This window comes from Pseudomonas sp. RL_15y_Pfl2_60, assembly GCF_963970595.1.
GTDB lineage: Bacteria > Pseudomonadota > Gammaproteobacteria > Pseudomonadales > Pseudomonadaceae > Aquipseudomonas.
In genome coordinates this window covers 253,018-278,041 of the sequence record NZ_CAXAOE010000006.1, presented here as the reverse complement: position 1 = coordinate 278,041, position 25,024 = coordinate 253,018, and the positions used below count along the sequence as shown (strand labels likewise).

Sequence of the window (25,024 nt, the reverse complement as noted above, 5' to 3'; positions counted from 1 at the left end):
GCGTTGTGTTGCCGATTGCGCTAGGTCGCCAAGATAGTTGGGTTTGCTTAGAGAGTCTAAGAATGTTTGAGAAGGTTTATATGCCTTTTCGGTTTAACAGATAAGCTGTATCCCCAATACTGATCACCACTGTTGCTGTGCCTCGAAATAGATGCGCGATAGGCTGAGAAACTCGATCTCTGTGATTGGTAAGGAGCAGCCAATGCGTCAGCTAGGTATTTTGGGCGGTATGAGTTGGGAGTCGACCAGCAGTTATTATCGATTGCTTAATCAGGGAGTACGTCAGCGGTTGGGCGGCCTGCATTCAGCACCATTGCTGCTTCACTCGGTTGATTTTGCGCAGATTGCGGCGTTGCAACAGCAAGGTGACTGGGACGCGGCCGGCCAGGTTCTGGCTGACATTGCCCGGCGTCTGCAAGGTGCTGGCGCCAGCGCCTTGTTGCTTGCGACTAATACCATGCACAAGGTCGCACCCGCGATTGAGGCGGCGGTGGACATTCCTTTGCTGCATATCGGCGATGCGGTTGGTCAGGCCCTGCAACAACGCGGCATTAAACGTGCAGCATTGCTCGGGACGCGCTTTACCATGCTTGAGGATTTTTATCGTCAACGCCTGGCTGAGCGTTTTGCGATCGAAGTGCTGATCCCGTCTGAAGACCAGATCGAAGAAGTGGATCGGGTGATTTTTGCCGAACTGTGCCAAGGACGCTTCGAGACGGCCTCGCGTGATTACTACCTGCAATGCATGGCGCAATTGCATGAGCGTGGTGCCGAGGTCGCAATACTTGGCTGCACCGAGATCGGTTTGTTGCTTGAGGGCAGCCAGGCTGCGCTAGAGATGCTCGACAGTACCGAGTTGCATGTCGAGATGGGCCTCGACTGGCTGCTTGGCGAGTAGGCTGGCGCCTTGGTTCAAGACGAGCAACTGATCTCCAGGTGCTTGCCCCAATCTGGCGGGCGCTGGGCAAAACGTTCTTTGCCCGGTTGTTCGGCAAAGGGTTGGCTGAGCACTTGGTGCAGCTCACGCACGACGCTGTAATCGCCTTTTTCCGCAGCCTCGATGGCTTGCTGGGCCAGATAATTGCGCAGGATGAACTTGGGGTTGACCCCGTGCATGCGTTCGCGCCGCTGTTGTTGTGTTTGACCCTGTAATGGATCGCGATCCATATATCGCTGGCTCCAGGCATCGAACCCGGCTAAATCAGTGAAGTCATCGCGCAGGCGTGCCAGGGCAGCCTGTGGTTCACTTTCACCCAGCTCGCGGAAGAACAGGCTGTAGTCAATGGCACTGTTCTGCATCAATTGCAGAAGCTCCTGGACCAAGGCTTGGTCGTCGTCCTCGGCGCTGGTAAAGCCTAAACGACGACGCATCAGATCCAGATAGTGGCTTTGATACAGCGGTAGAAATAGATCGAGGCTGGTGCGCAGTTCATCGACACTAACCAGTGGTGTTAGCGCCTGGCCGAGTGCCGCAAGGTTCCACTGTGCGATGGGAACTTGGTTGCTAAAGCTATAGCGGCCGGTATCGTCGGAGTGATTACAGATGTGCTTGGCATCAAAGTCGTCGAGAAAGGCGTAAGGGCCGTAGTCGAAGGTGATGCCCAGGATCGACATGTTGTCGGTGTTCATAACGCCGTGACAAAAGCCATAGGCTTGCCAGTAGGCAATCATTTCAGCCGTGCGCTCAACGATCTGGCGGAACATCGCCGAGTAGGGGGCCTGCTCTTGCAAGCATGCCTCGAAGTGGTTGTGCAGCACATGCTCAGCCAGTTGCTCCAGCAACTTATGTTGCTGGGTGTAATAGAAGTACTCGAAGTGGCCGAAGCGAATGTGGCTCTGGGCAAGGCGCAGGACCATGGCCGCGGTTTCTTGCTTTTCGCGCCAGACCGGTGTGCTAGAACCAGTCACGCAGAGTGCGCGTGAGCTGGCGATACCCAGCGCATGCAAGTGTTCGCTGGCAAGAAATTCGCGGATTGAGCTGCGCAGTACGGCACGGCCATCGCCCATGCGCGAGTAGGGTGTGGCACCGGCGCCTTTGAGGTGCAGGTCCCAGTGCTCGCCAGCTTGATTGACCACTTCGCCGAGCAGCAGGCCACGGCCATCACCCAAGCGTGGGGTGTAGCCGCCAAACTGATGGCCGGAGTAGACCATCGCCCGTGGCTCGGCATCACTCCAAAGCTTGTGGCCGGCAAATATCTGCGCGAAAACCTCAGTGTTGGCCTCTTCCGGGTCCAGGTCCAGCAGCGCCATGGCTGATTGGCTGGCGACGACTAAGCGTGGCTCGGCAATTGGCTCGGGCAACACATGGGTTGAAAATGCATCCCCCAGGCGTGCAAAGCGATTGTCAAAAGTCAGCTCGTTAAGTTGTTTCAAGGCGCTACTCCGGCCAAGCAAAAACGGCTGAGAGGTGAGCTCAGCCGTCGAATTGAAAAACCACAATAACGCGATGTTTAGTTCGGGTCGACCGCAGGTGGCGTCGATTTGGTCAGTGTCACCTGAGTTTTATCTTCTATCTCGGGCTCTACCTCTGGCTCGGCCTGGGGGCTGTTCTGTACCACGATCGGGCTGGTGGTCTTCAGGTTCAGCTCGGCGCCGTTGAGGTTCTTGACCATCACATCCAATTGATTGAACGCCATTTCGATGTTGTGCTCGCGAAAGCTCATGGCGATGCGGGTCAGCAGTTCGTCTGTCGCGGCATTACGGTCGCCAAGGTCACGCACATGCACCCGCAGTTCATAGTTGAAGGTGCTTGCGCCAATCGTCAGGAAAAACAGCAGCGGCTCGGGGTCACGCAGTACGCGCGGGTTTTCCATGGCTGCCTGCATCATCAGTTTGCGCGCAAGCTCAAGGTCTGACTCATAGGCCAGGCCGATCATGATGGTGATGCGGGTAATGGTGTCGTTGAGCGACCAGTTGACCAGTTGGTCGGTGACGAAGGTTTTGTTCGGCACAATGATTTCTTTACGATCAAAGTCGGTAATTGTCGTTGCCCGAATGCGGATTTTGCTCACCGTACCGGAGAGGTTGCCGATGGTCACAACATCGCCGATGCGCACCGGGCGCTCGAACAGGATGATCAGGCCGGAAATAAAGTTGGCGAAAATTTCCTGCAAGCCAAAACCCAGGCCTACCGATAGCGCTGCAACCAGCCACTGCAACTTGTCCCAGCTCACGCCGAGGGTCGAGAGGGTCGTCACCGTACCTATGGCGACGATGGCGTAGGACAGCAGGGTTGTGGTTGCGTATGAGCTGCCTTGGGCGAGCTTCATGCGCGACAGCACCAATACTTCAAGCAGGCCGGGCAGGTTGCGCCCCAAGGCGATGGTAATACCAATGATCACCAATGCGCCGAGTACGTCACTGAGGCTGATTGGCACCATGCTGGCCATCGCCCCGGTGCCGCTGACATATTCATAGAGCGTGACGTTATCAAGGTAGGAAAACACTGAAATCAGGTCCGCCCAGATCAACCAGAGCAGGCTGATAAATACGCCCAGCAAGGCCAGGCGCACCAACCTTAGGGATTGCTGGTTAACTTGATCGATATCCAGGGTTGGCTCTTCGGTCACAACCTCGCCGCTGTCGGACTCTTCGGCGGCTTGGGCCGCTTGGCGTTTTGCGATTGCTCGTTGGTAAGCAAGGCGACGAGCCGCAACCGAAAGACCGCGAACGAAGGTCGCTTCGACGATCAAGCCGATCATCATCAGGCCGAGGGTAAAGAGCAGGCGGTCGGTGAGCTTGATCGCGGTGTAGAAGTAGCCCATGGCGACCATCACGATCAGTGCCAGCGGTAAGATGCAGATCGCACAAGCTATGACGGTTCGGAACAGTGAGCTGTTCTCACGGGTCGGACCGGTCAACAGGACACGACTTAGCAGCCAGGCGATTAGTGCATAGCAGGTTACGGACGTGGCGATGCCCAGCACATCATCTGCGAGTTCTGCGGGTTGATGCCCGGCAATGGCCACCACGGCTACAAGTGTAAGAATTACCAGGCCCAAGTAGCGAATATAGCGGCGCAAGTAAGCGACATGCGGCCGCGACCAGCGGAAATGCAGTTCAGCGACGCCGCTTGGCGACAAGATTCGGTAGCAGGTGTACAGCACCATCCAGGCTTGCGCCATGCTAAAGAATGCTGAGCTGATGCTGGCGTTTTGTCCGCGCGCGTCTATTTGCAGGGCAAAGCCACAGAGCGTCAGGAATAGCCCTCCCGGCAATGCCAGCAGGATATTCAGCAAGATCGCCATTGGCGTATGCAGCTGGTTATCGTTTTTGTAGTGGCCAATATCCAGGTGAATGGCTGAAAGCTTGCGCGTAATTGCATTACGACGCCATAACAGCAAAGCGATCAGTAACAGTAGCGGCAAGAACAGCAAAGGGGCGCCGATCAAGCCGGCGCCGAAGTCCCGGGTGCTCGATAGCCAAGGCATTTCAGCCATCTGGCGCTTGAGCTTGGCCGGGACACTTTTAAACCAGTCCAGATTGAGAGGTTTATTGCTGGGTATCCAGAACATCTGTTCGTCAAGTGTTTCACTCAACGCCTTGGCAGTGCTTTGCAGCTGTTTTTGGGTGAGCTGCAGGGTAATTGACTCATTGAGCAGCGCCCCCAGTTCAGTGCTTACCCGGTCAAGCAATTCACGGCGGCTCTGGATGATGCTCTGTAGGGACCTGCGCAGTTCCGGACTGACCTCATCTTCGGGCTGGGCTTTCAACAGGTTGTCGATATAGGCTTCAGGATTACTTGCCAGCTCTCGTTGTTGGTTGAGCTCAAACTGGTAGAGACGAATGTCGGCAATTTCATCGGACAAGTTTTTATCGATATCCAGCTGCGGCAGGGCTTGCTTTTGCTGGTAGAGGATTTTCGACAATAAGATACTGCCCTGCAGCACGCTGATCTGTTGATCCAGCGCTTGGTCGCTTTGGGTCAGTGCATCCAGCTGTTGCTTGGTTTGCAGGTTTTTCTGGGTGACTTGGTTGAGGCGGTTAGTGGCCTTGAGCAAATAATCGGAGTATTTGACGTTCAGCGCACTTTCGCGGCTTAACAACCCACTATTGCCCAGTTTTTCGGCGCTTTGGGATTGCTCGGCAACAGTCATCTCGGACTGTTCGCGCCGTTTTTGGTTGATCAGTTGCTGGAGGTTGATCAGTTCTAGTTCAAGACGCTTGATGCGTTCATCCAGCAGGGCTCGCTGGCTGGTGCCCAAGTCTTGCAACAGGCTGTTGCCACTCAGCTCTTGGCGGCGCAGCTTGGTCTGTGCCTCCAATTGGGCCAACTCGGCGTTGAGCTGGTCACGGATTTCACTGGTCAGTGGTGCACCGGCCAGCTTGCCTGCCTTGAGCGCTTCGCTGATTTCGCGGGTACGAGTCTGGATGCTGCTGATCTCCGCCTGTGCGCGCTCGGGGCGTGTCTGGGAGGTGATGATCAGGCTGTTGGCGTCAATGATTTGCTTTTGCCAATCGCTGAGCTGGTTGTTGCGGTCACTGAGCATTTGCTCAAGCTCCGACACCTTTCTGTTGGCATAACGATCGGCAACCGGCGTCGGTTGGCTGGCCTTGAGGCGTGTTAGCTCGCGCTGGGCCTCGCCTATCAAACGAGGCGCTGCGTCCAGTTGCTTGTTGAGATCCTCAAGGCTCTTCTCGCTTTGTTCTTTGAGGCGCAACAGGCTGAGGGTTTTCTCAAGGGTTTGTTTTAACTGCGTTTGTTCCCCTTCGGGCAGCTTGCTGTCGGCCAGCGAAGACAGTTGGCTTTGCACGTCGTCATAGGATGGCGGCGTAGCGGCAAGTGCCAGGGAGCTGCCCAGCAGAAGGCTGATGAAGGTGACGGCGATAAAATAACGGAATGAGGGCATGGTCGCGTACGGGCGGCTCGAAATTAAATGAGTTTAGAGGAATAGACCGGGGCCGGGGCGGCTGCCTTCGGGAAATTTAACGCCAACCTTGCGGATTTTGTTGCCTTCCATAGCGGCGACTGTCCAGGTTAAACCTTGCCATTCGACCTGGTCGCCAATAACTGGTTCACCACCGATTTCATGAGCGATGAAGCGTCCGAGCAGCATATCGCCCTCGACATCATTCAGCTTGAGGCCGTAAAGCGCTGCAACTGCGCCAACCTCGGCATCGCCTTCGAGGACAAAGTCGCCGAAGAAGCGAAGATCCTGGCCGCGTTTCGGAGCTTGGCTGAACAGCTTGCCGAGTGCTTCCAGGTCATATGCGTGGCCGATCACGCAGAGTAGATCGCCGGCGTCCAGCGTGGTGCTGCCCGACGGATGGAGTAATTCATTGCCGCGGAAAAGTGCCGCAACCCGAGTGCCCTCTGGCATTTTCAAGTCACGTATAGGTGAGCCGATGCACCATTTTTCGGCGCCTAACCGATAGACGAACAGTTCCCACTGGCTGGTTGGGTAAATCTCCAGGCCTGAGCGTGAGAATGGCGCTGGCTCAGGTGGAACCGTGACCCGAAGGAACTTGGCCGCGAGAGGCAAGCTGGTGCCCTGGAGCAGCAGCGAGACGATGACGATAAAGAACGCCACGTTGAAAAACAGTTGGGCATTCTCAAGCCCGGCCATCAGTGGGAACACGGCCAGAATGATAGGTACCGCGCCGCGCAGGCCGACCCATGCAATAAATGCACGCTCCCGGTCATGGAAGGCGTGGAAGGGCAACAATCCAAGGTAGACCGAAAGTGGTCGCGCGATGAGAATCATCCACAACGCCAAGCCTAGTGCGGGGAGGGCGATTTTCAGCAGTTCGTGCGGAGTTACCAACAAGCCCAGAACCAAGAACATGCCGATTTGCGCGAGCCATGTCAGGCCGTCGAGCATGTGCAGGATGCCATGGCGCGAGCGGATAGCCTTGTTGCCGAGCAATAGGCCGCAGAGGTAGACCGCAAGGATGCCACTGCCGCCCAAGGCGTTGGTGATGGCAAAGATGATCAGGCCGCCACTGACCACGAGCAGCGGATACAGGCCATTGGCCAGAGTGATGCGATTGACCAGACTCAACAGCAACCAGCCGCCGACCAGACCGAGAAATGCACCCAAGCCAAACTGCAGGCCAAGGTGGATCAGCAGATCCCAACTGAAGCCGGTTTGCCCTGCTTGCAGCATGGAAATCAGGGTCACAGTCAGGAACACCGCCATCGGGTCGTTACTGCCTGATTCAATCTCCAGGGTTGAGCTTACCCGTTCGTTCAGGCCACGCCCTCCCAGCAGGCTGAATACGGCGGCGGCGTCGGTTGAGCCGACAATCGCACCAATAAGCAGACCTTCCATCCAGCTCAGGTTGAATAGCCATGCAGCTGCGACGCCGGTTAGCCCAGCGGTAATCATGACGCCGACCGTGGCCATCGAAAGTGATGGCCAGAGGGCTACACGAAAGCTTGAAACCCGGGTGCGCATCCCGCCATCAAGCAAAATAATGGCCAGCGCAAGGTTGCCGACCAGATAGGCCAACGGGTAATTGGAGAAACCGATGCCGCCAGGACCGTCGACGCCCGCAAGCATGCCTACGCCGAGGAATATCACCAGAATCGGGATGCCGAAACGCGAGCCAAACGCACTCACCAGGATGCTCATGGCTACCAGCAATGCACCGATCAAGAACAAACTGTTGATGGTACTGGCATCCAAAGCGGCACTCTCCTTTATCGACTGGCTGGGCGCCTATGCATGGCACGTGCCATAGATAATAACCTGTGAGTTTGTCGCGTGGTTAAAAAAACACATGGCGTTATATATACAAAGGTGCAAGCGGGCTGTTTGCCTGGGTTGGCGAGGCGCTCGCAGGCATCTGTGACAAGCGTGGCGAAGGAAAGATCCCCCTTGCGCACATTGCATGCACAAGGGGTGAGGGTCAGAACCAGTTGTCTTGCATGTTCAGGCAGGTGTCGTCGCGGTTTTCGAGTATGTCCAGCTCGTGCTGGCAACTCGGCACTTCCCATGTGAGGAAGTAGCGGGCGGCTTGCAGCTTGCCTTGATAGAAGTCTTGGTCGGCACTATTACCTTTTGCCAATCCTTGCTCGGCGCGGATGGCCTGCTCAAGCCATCGCCAGCCGATGACCGCGTGGCCAAATACGTTCAGGTACAGGGCCGAATTTGCCAGGCCCTGGTTGACCTTGCCGGTCATCAGGTCGCCGAGCAGCGCCAGGGTGACCTTGGACAGCCTGGCCAGCAACTGCTCAAGCGGCGCGCGTAGGTTGTTCAGCGACTGGTAAGCGCTGGCGCGCTCGCAACATTGCTCGATCAGCTTGACCAGCTGCTTTAGCGCCGCACCTTTATTCATCGACACCTTGCGGCCGAGCAAGTCGAGAGACTGAATGCCGTGGGTGCCTTCGTGAATCGGATTGAGGCGATTGTCGCGGTAATACTGCTCCACCGGATATTCGCGGGTGTAACCGTGGCCGCCGAGGATCTGGATCGCCAGCTCGTTGGCCTTGAGGCAATACTGCGATGGCCACGACTTAACAATCGGCGTCAGCAAGTCCAGTAATTCCAGAGCCGCGCTGCGTTGCTCTTCGGTTTCCAGTGTCTGGGTATCATCGAACAGACGGGCAGCGTACAACCCCAGATCGAAAGCGCCCTCAACGTAGGCCTTTTGGGTCAATAGCATGCGGCGAACGTCTGCGTGTTCAATGATTGCAACCTGGGATGAGGCAGGGTCCTTGCCATCTGGCAGACGGCCTTGCGGACGTTGCCGGGCATAGTCCAGTGAGTACAGATACCCCGCATAGCCGAGCATGACCGCGCCCATGCCGACGCCAATCCGCGCCTCATTCATCATTTGGAACATATAGCTCAGGCCATGGTGCGGTTTACCCACCAAATAGCCGACACACTCGCCATTATCGCCGAAGTTGAGCGCAGTTGAAGTGGTGCCGCGCCAGCCCATCTTGTGGAACAAACCGGCCAGCAAGACATCATTGCGCTTGCCGAGCGAGCCGTCGTCGTTAACCAGAAACTTGGGCACGATAAACAGTGAAATGCCTTTGACGCCAGGCGGCGCATCGGGCAGCTTGGCCAGCACCATGTGCACGATGTTTTCGGATAAAGGATGATCGCCGCCAGAAATAAAGATCTTGTTGCCCTTGAGCCGGTAGCTTCCATCCGCGGCCGGTTCGGCACGGGTGCGAATGTCTGAAAGCGAGGAACCTGCATGGGGCTCGGTCAAGGCCATGGTGCCGAAAAAGCGCCCTTCGATCATGGGGGCTAGAAAGCGTTGTTTTTGCGCTTCGTCGCCGAAGGCTTCAATCAGGTTGGCAGCACCCATGGTCAGCATCGCATAGGACGATGTGGCGATGTTTGCAGATTGGAAGTGGGCAAAGCAGGCTTGGGATAACAGGTTGGGCAACTGCATGCCGCCGACGTCAAATTCGCGAGTAGCGTTGAGAAATCCAGCTTCAAGGAAGGCGTCGACGGCCGGTTTGATTTCCGGTATCAGCTTGGCCGCGCCATCGACGTATTCAGGTTCATTCTCATCATTCTTGCGGTTGTGCGGAGCAAACAGGTTTTCTGCGATGCTGCGGGCCGTATCGATTGCCGCGTCGAAGGTTTCACGGCTGTGCTCGGCAAAGCGCTCGCGTTGGGTCAATGCCTCAGCATCGAGCACTTCGTAGAGTTCGAATGCAAGATTGCGGGCGTTAAGCAGAGTCTCGGACATGATAGGCCTCCTGTTAGTCGCGCCGAGTCTAGGCAGGCGTCGCGGGGCTGCCCAGTATTATCCATCGGCGTGATAAAGCTCTACATGCTTGATTTTGCATTCATATGGCAACCCGTGCCTTGTGAGATTGCCGTCTTGGCCTTTGCTCAGGCTGTTTGGCGGCTCGGAATCATAAATGTCCAGCACAGGCCCCAGAACAGCGCCGTAGCACCAATGGCAAAGCATTGAGTGAGCGTGGCGCCCATTTGCAAGGCTTGTTCTGCCAGCCAGGGGCCAAGCAACTGGCTCGCGCCATACAGGGCAATTAGCGCGGCAGACAGGCGCGGGCCTTGGTGCGGGTGAAGCTGGCGGGCCAGGCGCTGAGTCAGGAACACAGTGCCGATAAAGCCCCCGCCGACCAATACGGCGCACAGCATAATGCCCACAGAGCCAGGCCAGAGCATTGGCGCTGCGGCACCGAGCCCTTGCGCGGCGTAGTTGCACAGCAGGGCTCGGCGATCGCCAATGCGTGCGCCCAGGCTATTCCACAAGGCAATCGAGATGAGGCTGGCACTGGCCGTCCATAACCAGGCCCCGTTGATCAGCGGATCACCCGGCGTCAGTTGATCCTTGGCCAGCGAGGGTAAAAACGTCATGGGCAAGATGTAGCCCAGCCCCGCGCCGGTATAGGCAAGAAACAGCGGCGTGCTCGCTCGGTCAAACAAGCTGGACCGAGCATGCTGTTGGGCCTTTACCGCAGGCGCATGCAGTTTCAGGCGACTCAGTAAGCCAATGCTCAACAGCGCCAGCGGCAGGCTCAATATTGCCATTGGCCACCAGCGGTCCGCACCACTCAGCCAATTGGCCGGCCAGGTAACGGTCGCGCTTGAAAGCAGCAAGCCACCGCCCAGGCCCAGGTAGATCAAGCCACTGAGACGGGTGCGCTGGTGCTGTGCGAGCCACTCAAGGACCAGCGCCGGGGCTTGGACAAACACCACGCCATTACTGATGCCGTTGGCCAGGCGCAACCAAGTCAGGCTCTCTACCGACGTTGCATAGACTTGCGCCAGCGTCAGCAGGGCATTGATCAGCAACGCCAAGGGCAAGGCAATGCGCATGCGTGCAGGCGCATGCAGGACCAGCGCGAGCAAGGCGCCGATCAGGTAGCCGATATAATTCCAGGTCGCGACTCTGGCGCCTTGCTCAAGCGTCAGCAAGCCATCGCTGATCAGGTAAGGCAGCAGTGGCGTGTAGGCAAAGCGGCCCAACCCATGGACGACTACCAGCGCGCTTGCGCCAGCGAGTAGGGCCAAAATCACGTGGCGCTGCGGCAGAGAATTCATGCAAAGGCTTAATGGTTGACTGCCTGCAATCCTGATAGCGGTTGTAGGCAGGAGTTAACGGCAGGTGCGCCGGGCAGGCAATTGTAAAGCATGGTGCAAGCTTGCGAATAAACAACGACTGCGAAAATTATCCAAGCAGTTAAACTGTAGGGCTTCGAGGAGCCTATTGCCATGAATTACCGTCACGCCTACCACGCCGGCAACCACGCCGACGTCCTGAAACACCTGGTTTTATGCCGGATAATTGCCCTGTTGTCGCGAAAGGAGGCACCATTTGCCTATCTCGACAGTCATGCGGGTGTGGGCTTGTATGACCTGCGCGGGGATCAGGCATCACGCACAGGTGAGTGGTTTGAGGGGATCGCCAAGATTTGGCAGGCCGAAGAGGTGCCTGAACAGTTCGCTGACTACCTGGAGGTGATTCGTGCAATGAATCCTGAAGGTGAGTTGCGTCACTACCCAGGCTCGCCAGAGTTGGCGCGCATGCTTTCCCGCGAGCAGGACCGCTTGCAGCTCAATGAAAAGCACCCCGAAGACGGGCGTCTGCTCAAGGACAACATGAAAGGTGATCGGCGTGTGGCTGTGCACCTGGGTGAGGGCTGGCATGTGCCCCGTGCGTTGTTGCCGACCCAGGAAAAACGCATGCTGATGCTGATTGATCCCCCCTTTGAGCAAGACGATGAGTTGGATCGCTGTGTCGAGTCACTCAGCGATGCGATTGCCCGCATGCGTCAGGCAATAGTTGCGATCTGGTATCCAATCAAGGATTTGCGTCAACTGCGCAAGTTTTATCGCGACCTGGAAAAAAGCGGCGCACCCAAGCTGCTGCGCGTTGAGCTCTATGTGCACCCAACCGATGAGTCGCTGCGCTTGAATGGTTCTGGGTTGGTGATCAGTAATCCGCCGTGGGGCCTTGAGGATGAGCTCAAGCAATTGCTGCCTTGGATGGCCGAGCGGCTGGGTTTGACACAAGGTGGCTGGCGCATGGACTGGCTGATCGAAGAAAAAGCCTCGGGTTGAGTCATCCATAAAAAAGGCGACCTGGTCGAAACGAGGTCGCCTGCTTGCAGCGGCTAAATTACGCGGGCAGGCACACGCCGGTTCCGCCCAAGCCGCAGTAGCCGCTTGGATTTTTTGCCAGGTATTGCTGGTGATAGGCTTCGGCATAATAGAAATCACCGGCTTTAGCGATTTCAGTGGTGATGCTGCCCAAGCCGGCCTTGTCCAGTTCAGCCTGGAACATTTCCTGGCTTTGAAGTGCTTTGGCCAGTTGCTCATCGCTGTTGCAGTAAATCGCTGAGCGATATTGGCTGCCTTGGTCGTTGCCCTGGCGCATGCCTTGGGTCGGGTTATGCGCTTCCCAGAAAACCTTGAGCAAGGCTTCAAAGCTGGTGATTTTAGGGTCAAAGACCACCAATACGACTTCAGCATGCCCGGTCAAGCCAGAGCAGGTTTCTTCGTAGGTCGGATTGGGGGTGATTCCGCCAGCGTAACCGACTGCGGTGCTCCAAACGCCAGGCTGTTGCCAGAAGCGGCGCTCCGCCCCCCAGAAGCAGCCCAGGCCGAACACTGCGGTTTCCAGGCCTTGCGGGAATGGGCCCTTGAGTGGGTTGCCATTGACGAAGTGAGCGTCTGGAACGGTCATCGGCACATCACGGCCCGGCAATGCCTGCTCGGCCGTAGGGAGTTCTAGTTTGTTAACAAGGATTTGCGAACGCAGAGCCATGAGCCATTTCCTCAACATCATTTTCATGTACTGGTAGACCGCCATTGTGCGACGACGTTACAAAATCGGCCAGCCCGTATTGAGCATTGGCCAATAATTTCAGAGGGCCCCTAAGCGGAGCCTTCTGCCGATTCAGTTGCGAATATAGCGCTTGAGGCTATCAATCAGGTTACGCCCGGCGATTGCCTTGTCGAACAGAAAACCCTGGCCAATATCGCAGTGCTGGCGACGCAGGAATTTCAGCTGGGCACTGGTTTCAATGCCTTCGGCGACCACTTTGATTTTCAGGTTGTGGGCCATGGCGATCACCGCCGAGGTGATCTCCATGTCGTCCTGATTCTCCGGGATGTCCTTGATAAAACTGCGGTCGATCTTGATCACATCGATCGGGAATTTTTTCAGATAGCTAAGCGACGAATAGCCTGTGCCGAAGTCATCCATGGCCAGACTCAAGCCGAGGTTCTTCAGGTTGATCAGTTGGCTGCGGGTGTCGCTGGTCGCCTCCAGCAGCAGGCTTTCTGTCAGCTCAAGCTCCACTCGCTCAGGCGGGAGCTGCTCTTCCTCGATAATGGTTCGAATCGCGCCGACCAGGTCTGGATCGGTAAATTGCTTGGGCGAGACGTTGATCGCGACCTGAATGGCGCCCATGCCCACGGCCGCAAGTTGCACGCTCATCCGGCAGGCTTGGCGCAATACCCATTTGCCAATGGGGATGATCAGTCCCGTTTCTTCGGCAACGCCAATGAAGTGGTCCGGGCTGATCATGCCTTTTTGTGGATGGTTCCAGCGTAACAGCGCCTCAATACCCACCAGTGAGCCGGTTTTGAGGCACAGCTTGGGTTGATAGAACACTTCAAGTTCATTCTGCGTCAGGGCGCGGCGCAAGTTGTTCTCGACAAACAGCTTATGGTCGGCCTCGGCATTCAGTGCCTCGGTGAACACGCAGACCTGGTGCTTGCCGTTGGCCTTGGCCTTATGCAGCGCCAGCCCGGCGTGCTTGGTCAGTATTTGTGGGTCCGTGCCATGGGCGGGGGCGCAGGCCAGCCCGATTGAGCCGGTAATGCTGATCAGTTGGTTATCGACAAACAGTGGTTTGTCCAAGGTTTGCAGAACCTGCGCGGCCACGGCTTGCCCTGCATCAAGGTCGTGCTTATCAAGCAAGATGGCAAATTCATTGCTGGCAAAGCGCGCCAGGATCGCCGCTGGGCTCAGGGTGTTGCGCAGGCGCTTGGCCAGGCTGGACAGGAGTTTGTCGCCGGTTTGGTGACCCAGGCTGTCGTTGATCCGCTTGAAGTTGTCGATGTCCACCAACAACAGGCTGATACCCGTCTTGTCGGGCACCGCAAAGCGTTTTTCCAGGGCGCGGATAAAGGAATAGCGATTGCCAAGGCCAGTCAGGTTATCGCGAAAGGCCAGGCGTTCAATGCGCTGCAATGCGCTCTTGCTTTCGGTGATGTCTTCGTAGATGCCGATGTAGTGGGTCAGCGCGCCGTCATCGGCATGGACCTTGGAGATCGACAGCTGGCTCCAGTAGGGCTCGAGGTTTTTGCGCCGGCTCTTGAATTCACCTTGCCAGCTATTATGACCCGATAGGCCCGACTGGCTGCTGAATAACAATTCGCTCAGGTTCTCCAGCGCCGGTAACTCGGAAATAAGCCGGCCTTGTACCTCTTCAGCGCTGTACAGGGTGATCGCGGTAAAGCTCGGGTTCACGTACTCAACAAGGCCATCGCGGTTGAGCAATATAAATGCGCTGGCGCTTTGCTCGACCGCACGCTGAAACAGGTAGAGCGCTTGGGTCGCCGTGCGTCGTTCCTGGTTGGACAACACCTGGGCATACTGGTCAGCCAGTTCGCCGCAGAAGGCGATCTCGTCGGATTTCCACTGGCGCGGCCCACCAAGGTGTTCGAGGCACAGAAGGCCCACGACTTCACCGTCCACACGAATGCCTGCGTCCAGCAGGGCGCCAATATTCAGCGGCTTCAGGTAGTGCTGCAGCTCAATGGTTCGCGGATCATTGAGTGCATCCTCGATATGCAGCGAGCGCCCTGCACGCATGAAGTTCATGTAGTTCGAGAAGAGCTTGAGGCTCAGGTGCGTTTCTTGATGATGTTGCTGGGTGTCAGCCTGATACACAGTCACCGACTGCAAATATTCCCCATTGACCAGCCAAATGGATGCGCGCTTGAGTGCATAGGTTTCGCACGCCGCCTGGGTAATCAGCCTGGCTGCATCCTGTAGCGCGTCTTCCTGGTAGATGTGGCTGGCCAGGCGCAGGATCAGCTTTTGCTGGGCAAGGGTACGCTTTTTCTGTTGTAGCGGATCCTCGATCTGCGGCATGAGTTGTTCTGGCAACGCATGGGCGGGGCCTGGTTGAACGCCTGCTGTCAGCTCCGGTTGGCGTGTTGCAGTTACCAGCAGGTAGCCGCGCAGCAGATTATGCCCACGCTGCTTGAACGCCTCGCCCATTTCAATGAGGTTAAGCGCGCCCAGTGGCGTATGCAGGGTGTAATTCACGAGATAGTGGGGTTGCTGGCTCAGTTGCTGCTGGATCTGGTCGTGCAGTGAGTGGCGCGCTTCTGGCTCCATCAGGCTGGCATAGGGTGATTCGACCAGGGCACATAAATCGCTCGCAGCAATGCCCAGTTGACGCTCACAAGAAGGGTCAAGAAACAGCAAGGCCCAACTGGCCTCATTCATCCGTTCGAAACGCAGCATGCCCAGTCGTGATGGTACTGGCAACTGCGTCACAACCTCGGCCGCCAGTTGGTTGGCGGCGGTGGGATGGCTTCTCATTAAATGGCTTGCTTCCAGTATGCTGCGCAGGGCGAGAAAGTCTGCCCAATTCACTATAGCGTCAAGTAAGGGTGCATTATGCAAATGCGACTGACAAGAAAACTAATTTTTGCCTTATTGATCAGCAGCGGTTTGGTTTCTACATCCACTGTATCGGCCGACCCAGCCGCGGGCTTGAGCAGTCCTGAGCAAGCCAATTACCTGCATGAGATAAAGCGTCTCTACAACACCCAGGACGAGCGCAAAGCGCTGCTTGCCCATGTCAATAAATTGCTCATGACCTATGCCCTGCGCGCCGGTTACCAGGTCGGCCAGGCCGATCGCCGCGACCTCATATACAGCGTTGCGCTCAGCGCCAAGAGCGAGTTGCTATTGCGTGAGGAAAGCCGTGGTGAAAGCAGCACTGATATCGCCGTGCGCAATCAGCGTATCGATGTGTTTGGGGTTGATCCTTATATCCGCTACGACTGCCCGACGAGCGGGATCAGCTGCACCCTGAATAATCCGCACAGCGGCAGCGCCATGATCACCATAGTGCGCGATCACACTGGCGCGGCAGAACTGGCCAAAGCCATGAGCTTTTTGATTCGCAATGTGCAAAAAGGTTGACGCACCAGCGCAGCAGGATAAAAAACCCCGCCAATGGCGGGGTTGAGGATGCGAGCGTGGCGTGCTCGAAACGTATTGCTAAGTCGTTACAGGAGCATGGTGCGGATATCGCCCAAAACATCGCCCAAACGCTTGGTAAAGCGCGCCGCAGAAGCGCCGTTGATTACACGGTGATCGTAGGACAGCGACAGCGGTAGCATCAGTTTTGGCTGGAAGGCCTTGCCATCCCAAACCGGCTGGATGGTCGCCTTGCTGACACCAAGGATCGCAACTTCAGGCGCGTTGACGATCGGCGTGAAGCCGGTGCCGCCAATGTGGCCAAGGCTGGAGATGGTGAAACAGGCGCCTTGCATGGCATCTGGAGAAAGCTTTTTGTTGCGCGCTTTATCCGCCAGTTCAGCCGCTTCAGCCGCCAATTGCAGCAGGCTCTTCTTGTCGACGTCACGGATAACCGGAACGAGCAAGCCATCCGGGGTATCCACGGCGAAGCCAATGTGCACGTACTTCTTGCGGATGAAGGCTTTGCCGCTAGGCGCCAGCGAGCTGCAGAAGTCAGGCATTTCCTTGAGCAGGAAGGCGCAGGCCTTGAGCAGCAATGGCAGCACGGTCAGTTTGACCCCGGCTTTCTCGGCAACTGCTTTCTGCGCAACACGGAAGGCTTCCAGCTCGGTGATGTCGGCCGAGTCGAATTGAGTCACGTGTGGCACGTTCAACCAACTGCGGTGCAGGTTGGCGGCGCCAATCTGCATCAGGCGAGTCATCGCCACTTCTTCGATTTCACCGAACTTGCTGAAGTCGATTGCCGGAACCGGAGGAATGCCAGCGCCGCCCGTTGCCCCAGCGGCTGCTGGTGCTTGCTTGGCCTTGTTCATCATGGATTTGACGTATACCTGCACGTCTTCCTTGAGGATTCGGCCTTTCGGACCGCTGCCCGGCACATCTGCCAGGTCAACACCAAACTCGCGCGCCAGTTGGCGAACAGCAGGACCGGCGTGAACCTTGCCGCTGGTCACTGGGGCCGAACTGGCTGCGGCAGCCGGAGCTGCAGCTTTTTCCGGTGCTTGAGGCGCTGCCTCTGCTTTGGCTGGCGCCTGGGCAGGTGCGGCTTCGGCAGGTGCGCTGCCAGCAACCTTGAGCTTGAGGATCAGGTCGCCAGTACCGGCTTCGTCGTCCAGCTTGATCTCGACGCTTTCAACCACGCCAGCAGATGGCGAAGGCACTTCAAAGCTGGCTTTGTCTGACTCAAGGGTGAGCAGGGACTGATCAACTTCGATGGTGTCGCCAGCCTTGACGAACAGCTCAATGACTTTGCCTTTGGCGTCCGAACCGGTATCCGGGATGCGCACTTCTTCAATCGAAGCGCCCTTGGCCGGTGTCGGTGCCGCAGCTGCAGTTGGCGCTTCCTTGGCGGGCGCGGCTGCAGGCTGCTCTTTGGCTGCTGGGGCGGAGCCTGCAACCTTGAGCTTGAGTATCAGGTCGCCAGTGCCGGCCTCGTCGTCAAGTTTGACTTCGACGCTTTCAACCACGCCAGCAGAGGGCGAAGGGACTTCAAAGCTGGCCTTGTCCGATTCGAGGGTGATCAAGGATTGATCAACTTCGATGGTGTCGCCAGCCTTGACGAAGATCTCAATGATCTTGCCCTTGGCATCTGAACCGGTGTCCGGAATGCGCACTTCTTCGATACTTGAGCTGCTTTGCGCGGCTGGCGCTGGGGCTGCTTCAGCTTTTGGCGCCTGGGCTTTCTCAGCTTCAGGCTCAGTTTTTTTCTCAGGCTCGGCGGCTGCGCTTTCGCCTTCAACCTCAAGCTCAAGCAGTTCGTCACCTTCTTTCAAGGTGTCGCCGAGCTTGACCTTGATGCTTTTGACGACCCCGGCTTTAGGCGCCGGGATCTCCATGCTGGCTTTGTCAGACTCAAGGGTCAGCAGGCTTTGTTCGGCTTCAATGGTGTCGCCGACCTTAACGAACAACTCAATTACTTCACCCTCACCACTGCCGATGTCGGGTACGCGAATCAATTCACTCATCGTTTCGCTCCTTAGCAGTCCAGTGGGTTGAGTTTTTCTGGGTTGATGCCGAACTTGGCGATGGCTTCAGCCACCACTTTAGGTTCGATATCACCGCGATCAGCCAAGGCTTCAAGCGCGGCCAGCACGACGAAGTGACGGTCAACTTCGAAGAAGTGACGCAGCTTCTTGCGGCTGTCACTGCGGCCAAAACCGTCAGTGCCCAGGACTTTGTACTCTTTGCTTGGAACCCACTGGCGAATCTGGTCAGCAAACAGCTTCATGTAGTCGGTGCTGGCGATAACCGGGCCTTTACGGCCAGTCAGGCACTGCTCGACGTAAGTCTGCTCTGGTTTCTGTTCTGGGTGCAGGCGGTTGCGACGCTCAACAGCCAGGCCGTCGCGGCGCAGTTCGTTGAAGCTGGTAACGCTCCACACGTCAGAGCCGACGTTGAACTCGTCACGCAGGATCTTCGCCGCTTCACGCACCTCACGCAAGATGGTGCCGGAACCGAGAAGCTGCACGTGGTGGGCGGCTTCCTTGGTGTCTTCTTCAAGCAGGTACATGCCTTTGATGATGCCTTCTTCGGCACCTTCTGGCATGGCTGGCTGCTGGTAGGCTTCGTTCATCACGGTGATGTAATAGAAGATGTTCTGCTGCTCTTCCATCATCAGGCGCGTGCCTTCACGAATGATCACCGCCAGCTCGTAGCCGTAGGTTGGGTCGAAGGTGCGGCAGTTCGGAATGGTCGCCGCCATGATGTGGCTGTGGCCATCTTCGTGCTGCAAGCCTTCACCGTTCAGCGTGGTGCGTCCCGCTGTACCGCCGATCAGGAAGCCACGGGTGCGGCTGTCGCCTGCGGCCCAGGCCAGGTCGCCAATACGCTGGAAGCCAAACATCGAGTAGAAGATATAGAACGGCAGCATTGGCTGGTTGTGGCAGCTGTAGCTGGTGCCCGCGGCGATGAACGAAGACATTGCGCCGGCTTCGTTGATGCCTTCTTCGAGAATCTGGCCTTTCTTGTCTTCGCGGTAGAACATCACCTGGTCTTTATCGACCGGCTCGTACAGTTGGCCTACAGATGAGTAGATACCAAGCTGACGGAACATGCCTTCCATACCGAAGGTGCGGGCTTCGTCCGGGATGATCGGAACGATGCGCTGGCCGAGCTCTTTGTCCTTGACCAGTTGCGCGAGAATCCGCACGAAAGCCATGGTGGTGGAGATTTCACGGTCGCCCGAGCCATCAAGGATCGCTTTGAGCGTATCCAGTGGTGGCGTTGGGATATTGAAGCTGTTGGCGCGACGCTGAGGCACGAAACCGCCCAGTGCTTCGCGACGCTTGTGCAGGTACTTGGCTTCGGCGCTGCCTTCTTCTGGTTTGAAGAACGGCAGGTTCTCAAGCTGGTCGTCATTGACTGGGATGTCAAAGCGATCGCGGAATTTCTTCAGGCTATCAACATCCACTTTCTTGGTGTTGTGCGCTGTGTTTTTCGCTTCGCCTGCGCCGGTGCCGTAACCTTTGATGGTCTTGGCCAGAACCACGGTCGGCTGACCTTTGTGGTTGACTGCATCATGGTACGCGGCATACACCTTGTACGGGTCGTGGCCGCCACGGTTGAGCTTCCAGATCTCGTCGTCGGAGAGGTCTGCGACCATCGCCTTGAGTTCTGGGGAGTTGAAGAAGTGCTCGCGAACGAAGGCGCCGTCTTTGGCCTTGTAGTTCTGGTATTCACCGTCGATCACTTCATCCATACGGCGCTGCAGAATGCCGTCGGTGTCCTTGGCCAGCAGTGGGTCCCAGAAACGGCCCCAAACCACTTTGTTCACATTCCACTGGGCGCCACGGAATACGCCTTCGAGTTCCTGGATGATCTTGCCGTTGCCGCGAACCGGGCCGTCGAGGCGCTGCAGGTTGCAGTTGATGACAAAGATCAGGTTGTCGAGCTTCTCGCGGCCAGCCAGGGAGATGGCGCCGAGCGATTCCGGCTCGTCACATTCGCCGTCACCCAGGAAACACCAGACTTTCTGCTTACCTGCAGGGATAAAGCCGCGATCTTCGAGGTACTTCATGAAACGTGCCTGGTAGATCGCCTGGATCGGACCGAGGCCCATCGATACAGTAGGGAACTGCCAGAAATCAGGCATCAACCAAGGGTGCGGGTATGAGGATAAGCCCTTGCCGTCGACTTCCTGGCGGAAGTTGACCATTTGCTCTTCGCTGATCCGGCCTTCCATGAATGCGCGGGCGTAGATGCCGGGTGCGACATGGCCCTGGAAGTAAATCAGGTCGCCGCCGTGCTCTTCAGTCGGGGCTTGGAAGAAGTAGTTGAAACCGATGTCATACAGGGTCGCACTGGAGGCGAAGCTGGAAATGTGGCCGCCCAGGTCGGGGTCGAACAAGTTGGTGCGCATCACCATCGCCATTGCGTTCCAGCGTACCAGCGAGCGAATGCGGCGTTCCATGAACAGGTCGCCAGGCATGCGTGCTTCGTGGGTTACCGGGATAGTATTGCGATAGGGCGTAGTGATTGCGTAAGGCAGTTGGGCACCGCTGCGGGTGGCCAGTTCGCCTAGGCGAGTCATCAGGTAGTGAGCGCGGTCTTCGCCTTCTTTGTCGAGTACAGACTCAAGTGCGTCCAGCCATTCCTGGGTTTCGACGGGATCGAGGTCTTGCATGGCTTGCTCCAGGGCGGAAAGGCTTCCAGAATCGGAGGCCAGGATTCACAGCCGGTTTTGTAAACTGGCCATTTAAAATTCTTGGATGTACCGGAGGTAGGACCGGCGCCGTGTAGTTTTACTACATTTGGACGTTTATTTCAGCACTTTGGATACAATCTTTAGTAGCTAAACTACAAATTATTTGGTTGCAGCCTGTGTAAAGCGCTCTAAATCAAGGGTTTAGCCTTTCCACATGATTGCAACCTGTCAAAAAGGATAGACCATGAGCCTGCCCATGCTGGTCGCTTTACCCGCTACCTTGCAAGCCCTGGCAAACAGTGCGAAGCAATCGCTGTGTAGTGCCATGAGCGAGCTGTCGGCCGATGCCCGTGCCCGGTTCGACAACTGGCCAGCAGAACACCAGGAGGCGCTGCAACGTGTCTGTGCGTGCAGTGACTTTGTGCTGCAGCAGTCTTTGCGTGATCCGCAGATGTTGCTTGATCTGCAAGCCAGTGGCGAGTTGCAACGCACCCTTGCGCCCGGTGAGCTGCGCGGCCAACTGGCTGCCGAGCTTGATCAGTGCAGTGACGAAGAGGGCATGTCGAGCAGCTTGCGGCGTTTTCGCAATCGTCAGCAGGTGCGCATCATCTGGCGTGATATCAATCGCCTGGCGGATTTGCGTGAAACCTGTCGCGACCTTTCTGATCTGGCCGATTCAAGCATCGACCTTGCCTACCATTGGTTGTACCCGCGCCACTGCGAGCAGTTCGGCACGCCAGTCGGGCGACGAACGGGCGAGACGCAGCACATTGTCATCCTTGGCATGGGCAAGCTCGGCGCCCATGAGCTTAATTTGTCTTCTGATATCGACCTGATCTTTGGCTATCCCGAAGGCGGCGAGACAGAAGGGGTCAAGCGGCCGCTGGATAATCAGGAGTTCTTTATTCGCCTGGGGCAGCGCTTGATCAAGGCCTTGGATGTCATCACGGTCGATGGTTTTGTGTTTCGCACCGACATGCGCCTGCGTCCGTACGGATCTTCGGGTTCGCTGGTGTTCAGCTTCAATGCGCTGGAACAGTATTACCAGGATCAGGGGCGTGACTGGGAACGCTACGCGATGATCAAGGCGCGGGTGGTCGGTGGTGACCAGGCCAAGGGCGCCGAGCTGCTGGAAATGCTGCGCCCCTTTGTCTACCGGCGCTACCTGGATTTTTCGGCGATCGAAGCGCTGCGCAATATGAAGCAGTTGATCCAGCAGGAAGTGCGCCGCAAAGGCATGGCGGCCAATATCAAGCTCGGTTCCGGCGGTATCCGTGAGGTCGAGTTTATCGCCCAGGCGTTCCAGTTGATTCATGGCGGGCGTGACCTGAGCTTGCAGCAGCGGCCGCTGCTGAAGGTGCTTTCTACCCTTGAAGGCCAAGGTTATCTGCCTGGCGCAGTAACCGACGAACTGCGTCAGGGTTACGAGTTTCTGCGCTACACCGAGCATGCGTTGCAAGCGATTGATGACCGGCAGACGCAGATGCTGCCCGACAATCAGCAGGACAAGCAGCGGGTGGCGCTGATGTTGGGTTTCGACGACTGGGATGCATTCCACCAGCAGTTGATGTATTGGCGGGGTCGGGTCGACTGGCACTTTCGTCAGGTTATCGCTGACCCCGATGAAGATGAGAATGCAGCCGACTCCGATGAAGTGGTCGGTTGTGAATGGATGCCGCTGTGGGATGACGTTCAGGACGAGGAGTCGGCCTGTCGGCAACTGGCGGATGCTGGCTTCAGTGATGCCCAGGCGGCGTGGCGACGCTTGGTTGATTTGCGCACGGGTAATCAGGTGCGCGCCATGCAGCGCTTGGGGCGCGAGCGCCTGGATGCCTTTATTCCCAGGCTGCTGGCCCAGGCGGTTGAGCACGACGACCCTGACTTGGTAATGGAGCGGGTGCTGCCGCTGATCGAGGCCGTGGCGCGGCGCTCGGCCTATTTGGTGTTGCTCACTGAAAACCCGGGTGCGCTTGAACGGTTGCTTAACCTCTGTGCGGGCAGCCCCTGGATTGCCGAGCAGATCACCCGTTTCCCGCTGCTGCTTGATGAATTACTGAACGAGGGGCGACTATTCAACCCGCCTTTGGCGCCTGAGCTCGCGGCCGAGCTGCGTGAGCGGCTGGCGCGGATACCGGAGGATGATCTCGAGCAGCAGATGGAAGCCTTGCGCCACTTTAAGCTGGCCCATCGCTTGCGGGTTGCGGCCTCTGAAATTACCGGAACCTTGCCGCTGATGAAGGTCAGTGACTATTTGACCTGGCTGGCCGAGGCGATTCTTGACCAGGTGCTGGCCTTGTCATGGCGCCACACCTGTGCCAAATACGGCACGCCCAAGCGTGTGGATGGCAGCGATTGTGATCCGGGCTTCATTATTGTCGGTTACGGCAAGGTCGGCGGGATTGAAATGGGCCATACCTCGGACCTTGACCTGGTGTTTATCCACGACGGCGATCCGCAGGCTGAGACCGATGGTCCCAAGTCGATCGATACTGCGCAGTTCTTCACCCGCCTGGGCCAGCGCATTATTCATTTATTGACCACCCAGACCAACTCGGGCCAGCTTTACGAGGTGGATATGCGCCTGCGCCCATCGGGTGCATCCGGCCTGTTGGTCAGTTCGCTCGGTGCCTTTGAGCGCTATCAGGAAAACGAAGCCTGGACATGGGAACATCAAGCGCTGGTGCGCGCCCGTATGCTGGTGGGCTGTAAGCTGGTGGCGACAGAGTTTGAGCGGGTCAGGGCGTCTGTTTTGGGGCGCAAGCGTGATCTGGACAAGCTGCGCGCAGAGGTCAGCGAGATGCGTGCAAAGATGCGCGACAACCTTGGAACCCGGAAAACAGCAGCCGGAACGGCTGAAAGTGCCTTCAGTGCGGATTCGGTGTTTGACCTCAAGCAGGATGCTGGAGGTATCGTCGATATTGAATTTATGGTGCAATACGCGGCCCTTGCCTGGTCGCATGAACACCCTGAACTCCTTGAATTTACCGACAATATCCGCATATTAGAGGGATTGGAGCAGGTTGGCGCCCTGGCTGGAGAAGATGTTCTGTTGTTGCAGGATGTCTACAAGGCTTACCGTTCAGCCGCTCACCGTCAGGCGCTGCAGAAGCAGCCAGGGGTGGTCAGCGGTGATCAGTTTCATGAACAAAGACGCAGCGTCCTGCGAATCTGGCAGGTACTGGGTTTAACCTGAATTTAGCTCGGCTGTGCAGCGCGAAGCGCTCTGGGCTGGTGTGTTTGAATCAAACTTGAGGACTGGCAACTATGTCGATGGCCGACCGTGATGGCGTGATTTGGTATGACGGCGAACTGGTTCCGTGGCGCAATGCGACCACGCATGTGCTGACCCACACGCTGCATTACGGCATGGGTGTTTTCGAAGGTGTCCGTGCCTACAACACACCTGAAGGCACTGCGATCTTCCGTTTGGAAGCGCACACAGACCGCCTGTTTGATTCGGCCCACATCATGGGCATGAAGATTCCGTTCAGCAAAGAGCAGATCAACGAAGCCACTCGTGCCGCAGTGCGTGAGAACAGCCTTGAGAGTGCCTATATCCGGCCAATGGTGTTTTACGGATCTGAAGCCATGGGCTTGCGTGCTCACGGCCTGAAAACCCAAGTGATAGTCGCGGCCTGGAATTGGGGCGCCTACATGGGTGATGAGGCCTTGCAGGTGGGTATCAAGGTGCGTACCAGTTCCTTTACCCGTCATCACGTCAACATCTCGATGACCCGTGCCAAGGCTAACGGCAACTACATCAACTCGATGCTGGCGCTGCAAGAAGCAATCTCCGGCGGCGCTGATGAAGCGATGCTGCTTGATCCGGAAGGCTATGTTGCCGAAGGTTCGGGCGAGAATATCTTCCTGGTCAAAAATGGCGTGGTGTACACGCCGGAAGTGACTTCGTGCCTCAATGGCATTACTCGCGACACCATTCTGACCTTGGCTGAAGAGCATGGTATCAAGGTGGTTGAGAAGCGCATTACCCGTGATGAAGTCTATATCGCAGATGAGGCGTTCTTCACCGGCACTGCTGCTGAAGTGACACCGATTCGTGAGGTTGACGGTCGTCAGATTGGCGAAGGTCGTCGTGGCCCTGTAACCGAAGTGTTGCAGAAGGCTTACTTTGACCTGGTTACCGGCCAGACCAGTGCTCACGCGCAGTGGCGCACGTTGGTTAAATAAGGTCTGGAGTTAACCTGAAACAGGGAG

Annotated in this window: 14 protein-coding genes; 5 read left to right on the top strand and 9 right to left on the bottom strand. The window is 57.0% G+C overall.

What is annotated here, in order from left to right; translation table 11 throughout:
- The first annotated feature begins 202 nt into the window (after positions 1-202).
- Positions 203-898: an aspartate/glutamate racemase family protein gene (locus tag AACY26_RS17635; protein ID WP_339515910.1), complete on the top strand. Its 696-nt coding sequence runs from the start codon at positions 203-205 to the stop codon at positions 896-898.
- Between the two features lie 14 nt (positions 899-912).
- Here AACY26_RS17635 and selO read toward each other — a convergent pair whose 3' ends face one another.
- The 5 genes from selO to AACY26_RS17610 form a co-directional block, all read right to left on the bottom strand.
- On the bottom strand, positions 913-2,373 hold the full coding sequence (gene selO, locus AACY26_RS17630) for a protein adenylyltransferase SelO (protein WP_339515908.1): 1,461 nt from the start codon (positions 2,371-2,373) through the stop codon (positions 913-915).
- Positions 2,374-2,450: 77 nt separating this feature from the next.
- On the bottom strand, positions 2,451-5,849 hold the full coding sequence (gene mscK, locus AACY26_RS17625; protein ID WP_339515906.1) for a mechanosensitive channel MscK: 3,399 nt from the start codon (positions 5,847-5,849) through the stop codon (positions 2,451-2,453).
- Positions 5,850-5,882: 33 nt separating this feature from the next.
- On the bottom strand, positions 5,883-7,628 hold the full coding sequence (locus AACY26_RS17620; RefSeq protein WP_339515904.1) for a potassium/proton antiporter: 1,746 nt from the start codon (positions 7,626-7,628) through the stop codon (positions 5,883-5,885).
- Positions 7,629-7,851: 223 nt separating this feature from the next.
- Positions 7,852-9,654 carry an acyl-CoA dehydrogenase gene (locus AACY26_RS17615; RefSeq protein WP_339515902.1) on the bottom strand — a complete coding sequence of 601 codons (1,803 nt, stop codon included), beginning with the start codon at positions 9,652-9,654 and terminating at the stop codon, positions 7,852-7,854.
- A 146-nt stretch (positions 9,655-9,800) separates the two neighbouring features.
- Positions 9,801-10,967, bottom strand: a complete 1,167-nt coding sequence (locus tag AACY26_RS17610; RefSeq protein WP_445261332.1) for a YbfB/YjiJ family MFS transporter — start codon at positions 10,965-10,967, stop codon at positions 9,801-9,803.
- A gap of 180 nt (positions 10,968-11,147) precedes the next feature.
- Here AACY26_RS17610 and AACY26_RS17605 point away from each other — a divergent pair, with 180 nt between their 5' ends.
- Complete coding sequence (locus AACY26_RS17605; protein ID WP_339515900.1) at positions 11,148-11,996, top strand: 23S rRNA (adenine(2030)-N(6))-methyltransferase RlmJ; 849 nt, start codon at positions 11,148-11,150, stop codon at positions 11,994-11,996.
- Between the two features lie 58 nt (positions 11,997-12,054).
- Here AACY26_RS17605 and msrA read toward each other — a convergent pair whose 3' ends face one another.
- Entirely contained in the window at positions 12,055-12,702 is a 648-nt protein-coding gene (gene msrA, locus AACY26_RS17600; RefSeq protein WP_339515899.1) for a peptide-methionine (S)-S-oxide reductase MsrA, read from the bottom strand.
- 132 nt (positions 12,703-12,834) lie between these two features.
- Positions 12,835-15,498 (bottom strand): putative bifunctional diguanylate cyclase/phosphodiesterase, encoded by a 2,664-nt coding sequence (locus tag AACY26_RS17595; protein ID WP_339515898.1) that lies wholly within the window; start codon positions 15,496-15,498, stop codon positions 12,835-12,837.
- A gap of 78 nt (positions 15,499-15,576) precedes the next feature.
- Between AACY26_RS17595 and AACY26_RS17590 the strand changes: the two genes are divergently transcribed.
- A complete protein-coding gene (locus tag AACY26_RS17590) occupies positions 15,577-16,107 on the top strand; it encodes a hypothetical protein (RefSeq protein WP_339515896.1) in 531 nt (176 codons plus the stop codon).
- A gap of 86 nt (positions 16,108-16,193) precedes the next feature.
- Here AACY26_RS17590 and aceF read toward each other — a convergent pair whose 3' ends face one another.
- A complete protein-coding gene (gene aceF, locus AACY26_RS17585; protein ID WP_339515894.1) occupies positions 16,194-18,131 on the bottom strand; it encodes a dihydrolipoyllysine-residue acetyltransferase in 1,938 nt (645 codons plus the stop codon).
- Positions 18,132-18,142: 11 nt separating this feature from the next.
- A complete protein-coding gene (gene aceE / locus AACY26_RS17580; protein WP_339515892.1) occupies positions 18,143-20,788 on the bottom strand; it encodes a pyruvate dehydrogenase (acetyl-transferring), homodimeric type in 2,646 nt (881 codons plus the stop codon).
- 265 nt (positions 20,789-21,053) lie between these two features.
- Between aceE and glnE the strand changes: the two genes are divergently transcribed.
- Together glnE and AACY26_RS17570 are read left to right on the top strand one after the other, a co-directional pair.
- Positions 21,054-24,002, top strand: a complete 2,949-nt coding sequence (gene glnE / locus AACY26_RS17575; RefSeq protein WP_339515891.1) for a bifunctional [glutamate--ammonia ligase]-adenylyl-L-tyrosine phosphorylase/[glutamate--ammonia-ligase] adenylyltransferase — start codon at positions 21,054-21,056, stop codon at positions 24,000-24,002.
- A gap of 71 nt (positions 24,003-24,073) precedes the next feature.
- Positions 24,074-24,997: a branched-chain amino acid transaminase gene (locus tag AACY26_RS17570; RefSeq protein ID WP_339515890.1), complete on the top strand. Its 924-nt coding sequence runs from the start codon at positions 24,074-24,076 to the stop codon at positions 24,995-24,997.
- The last annotated feature ends 27 nt before the right edge of the window (positions 24,998-25,024 follow it).

What these genes read in the sequence shown, in the direction of transcription:
- AACY26_RS17635 (WP_339515910.1), top strand. Translation starts at nt 203, where the DNA reads ATGCGTCAGCTAGGTATTTTGGGCGGTATGAGTTGGGAGTCGACCAGC.
- mscK (WP_339515906.1), bottom strand. Translation starts at nt 5,849, where the DNA reads ATGCCCTCATTCCGTTATTTTATCGCCGTCACCTTCATCAGCCTTCTG.
- AACY26_RS17615 (WP_339515902.1), bottom strand. Translation starts at nt 9,654, where the DNA reads ATGTCCGAGACTCTGCTTAACGCCCGCAATCTTGCATTCGAACTCTAC.
- AACY26_RS17605 (WP_339515900.1), top strand. Translation starts at nt 11,148, where the DNA reads ATGAATTACCGTCACGCCTACCACGCCGGCAACCACGCCGACGTCCTG.
- msrA (WP_339515899.1), bottom strand. Translation starts at nt 12,702, where the DNA reads ATGGCTCTGCGTTCGCAAATCCTTGTTAACAAACTAGAACTCCCTACG.
- AACY26_RS17595 (WP_339515898.1), bottom strand. Translation starts at nt 15,498, where the DNA reads ATGAGAAGCCATCCCACCGCCGCCAACCAACTGGCGGCCGAGGTTGTG.
- AACY26_RS17590 (WP_339515896.1), top strand. Translation starts at nt 15,577, where the DNA reads ATGCAAATGCGACTGACAAGAAAACTAATTTTTGCCTTATTGATCAGC.
- aceF (WP_339515894.1), bottom strand. Translation starts at nt 18,131, where the DNA reads ATGAGTGAATTGATTCGCGTACCCGACATCGGCAGTGGTGAGGGTGAA.
- aceE (WP_339515892.1), bottom strand. Translation starts at nt 20,788, where the DNA reads ATGCAAGACCTCGATCCCGTCGAAACCCAGGAATGGCTGGACGCACTT.
- glnE (WP_339515891.1), top strand. Translation starts at nt 21,054, where the DNA reads ATGAGCCTGCCCATGCTGGTCGCTTTACCCGCTACCTTGCAAGCCCTG.
- AACY26_RS17570 (WP_339515890.1), top strand. Translation starts at nt 24,074, where the DNA reads ATGTCGATGGCCGACCGTGATGGCGTGATTTGGTATGACGGCGAACTG.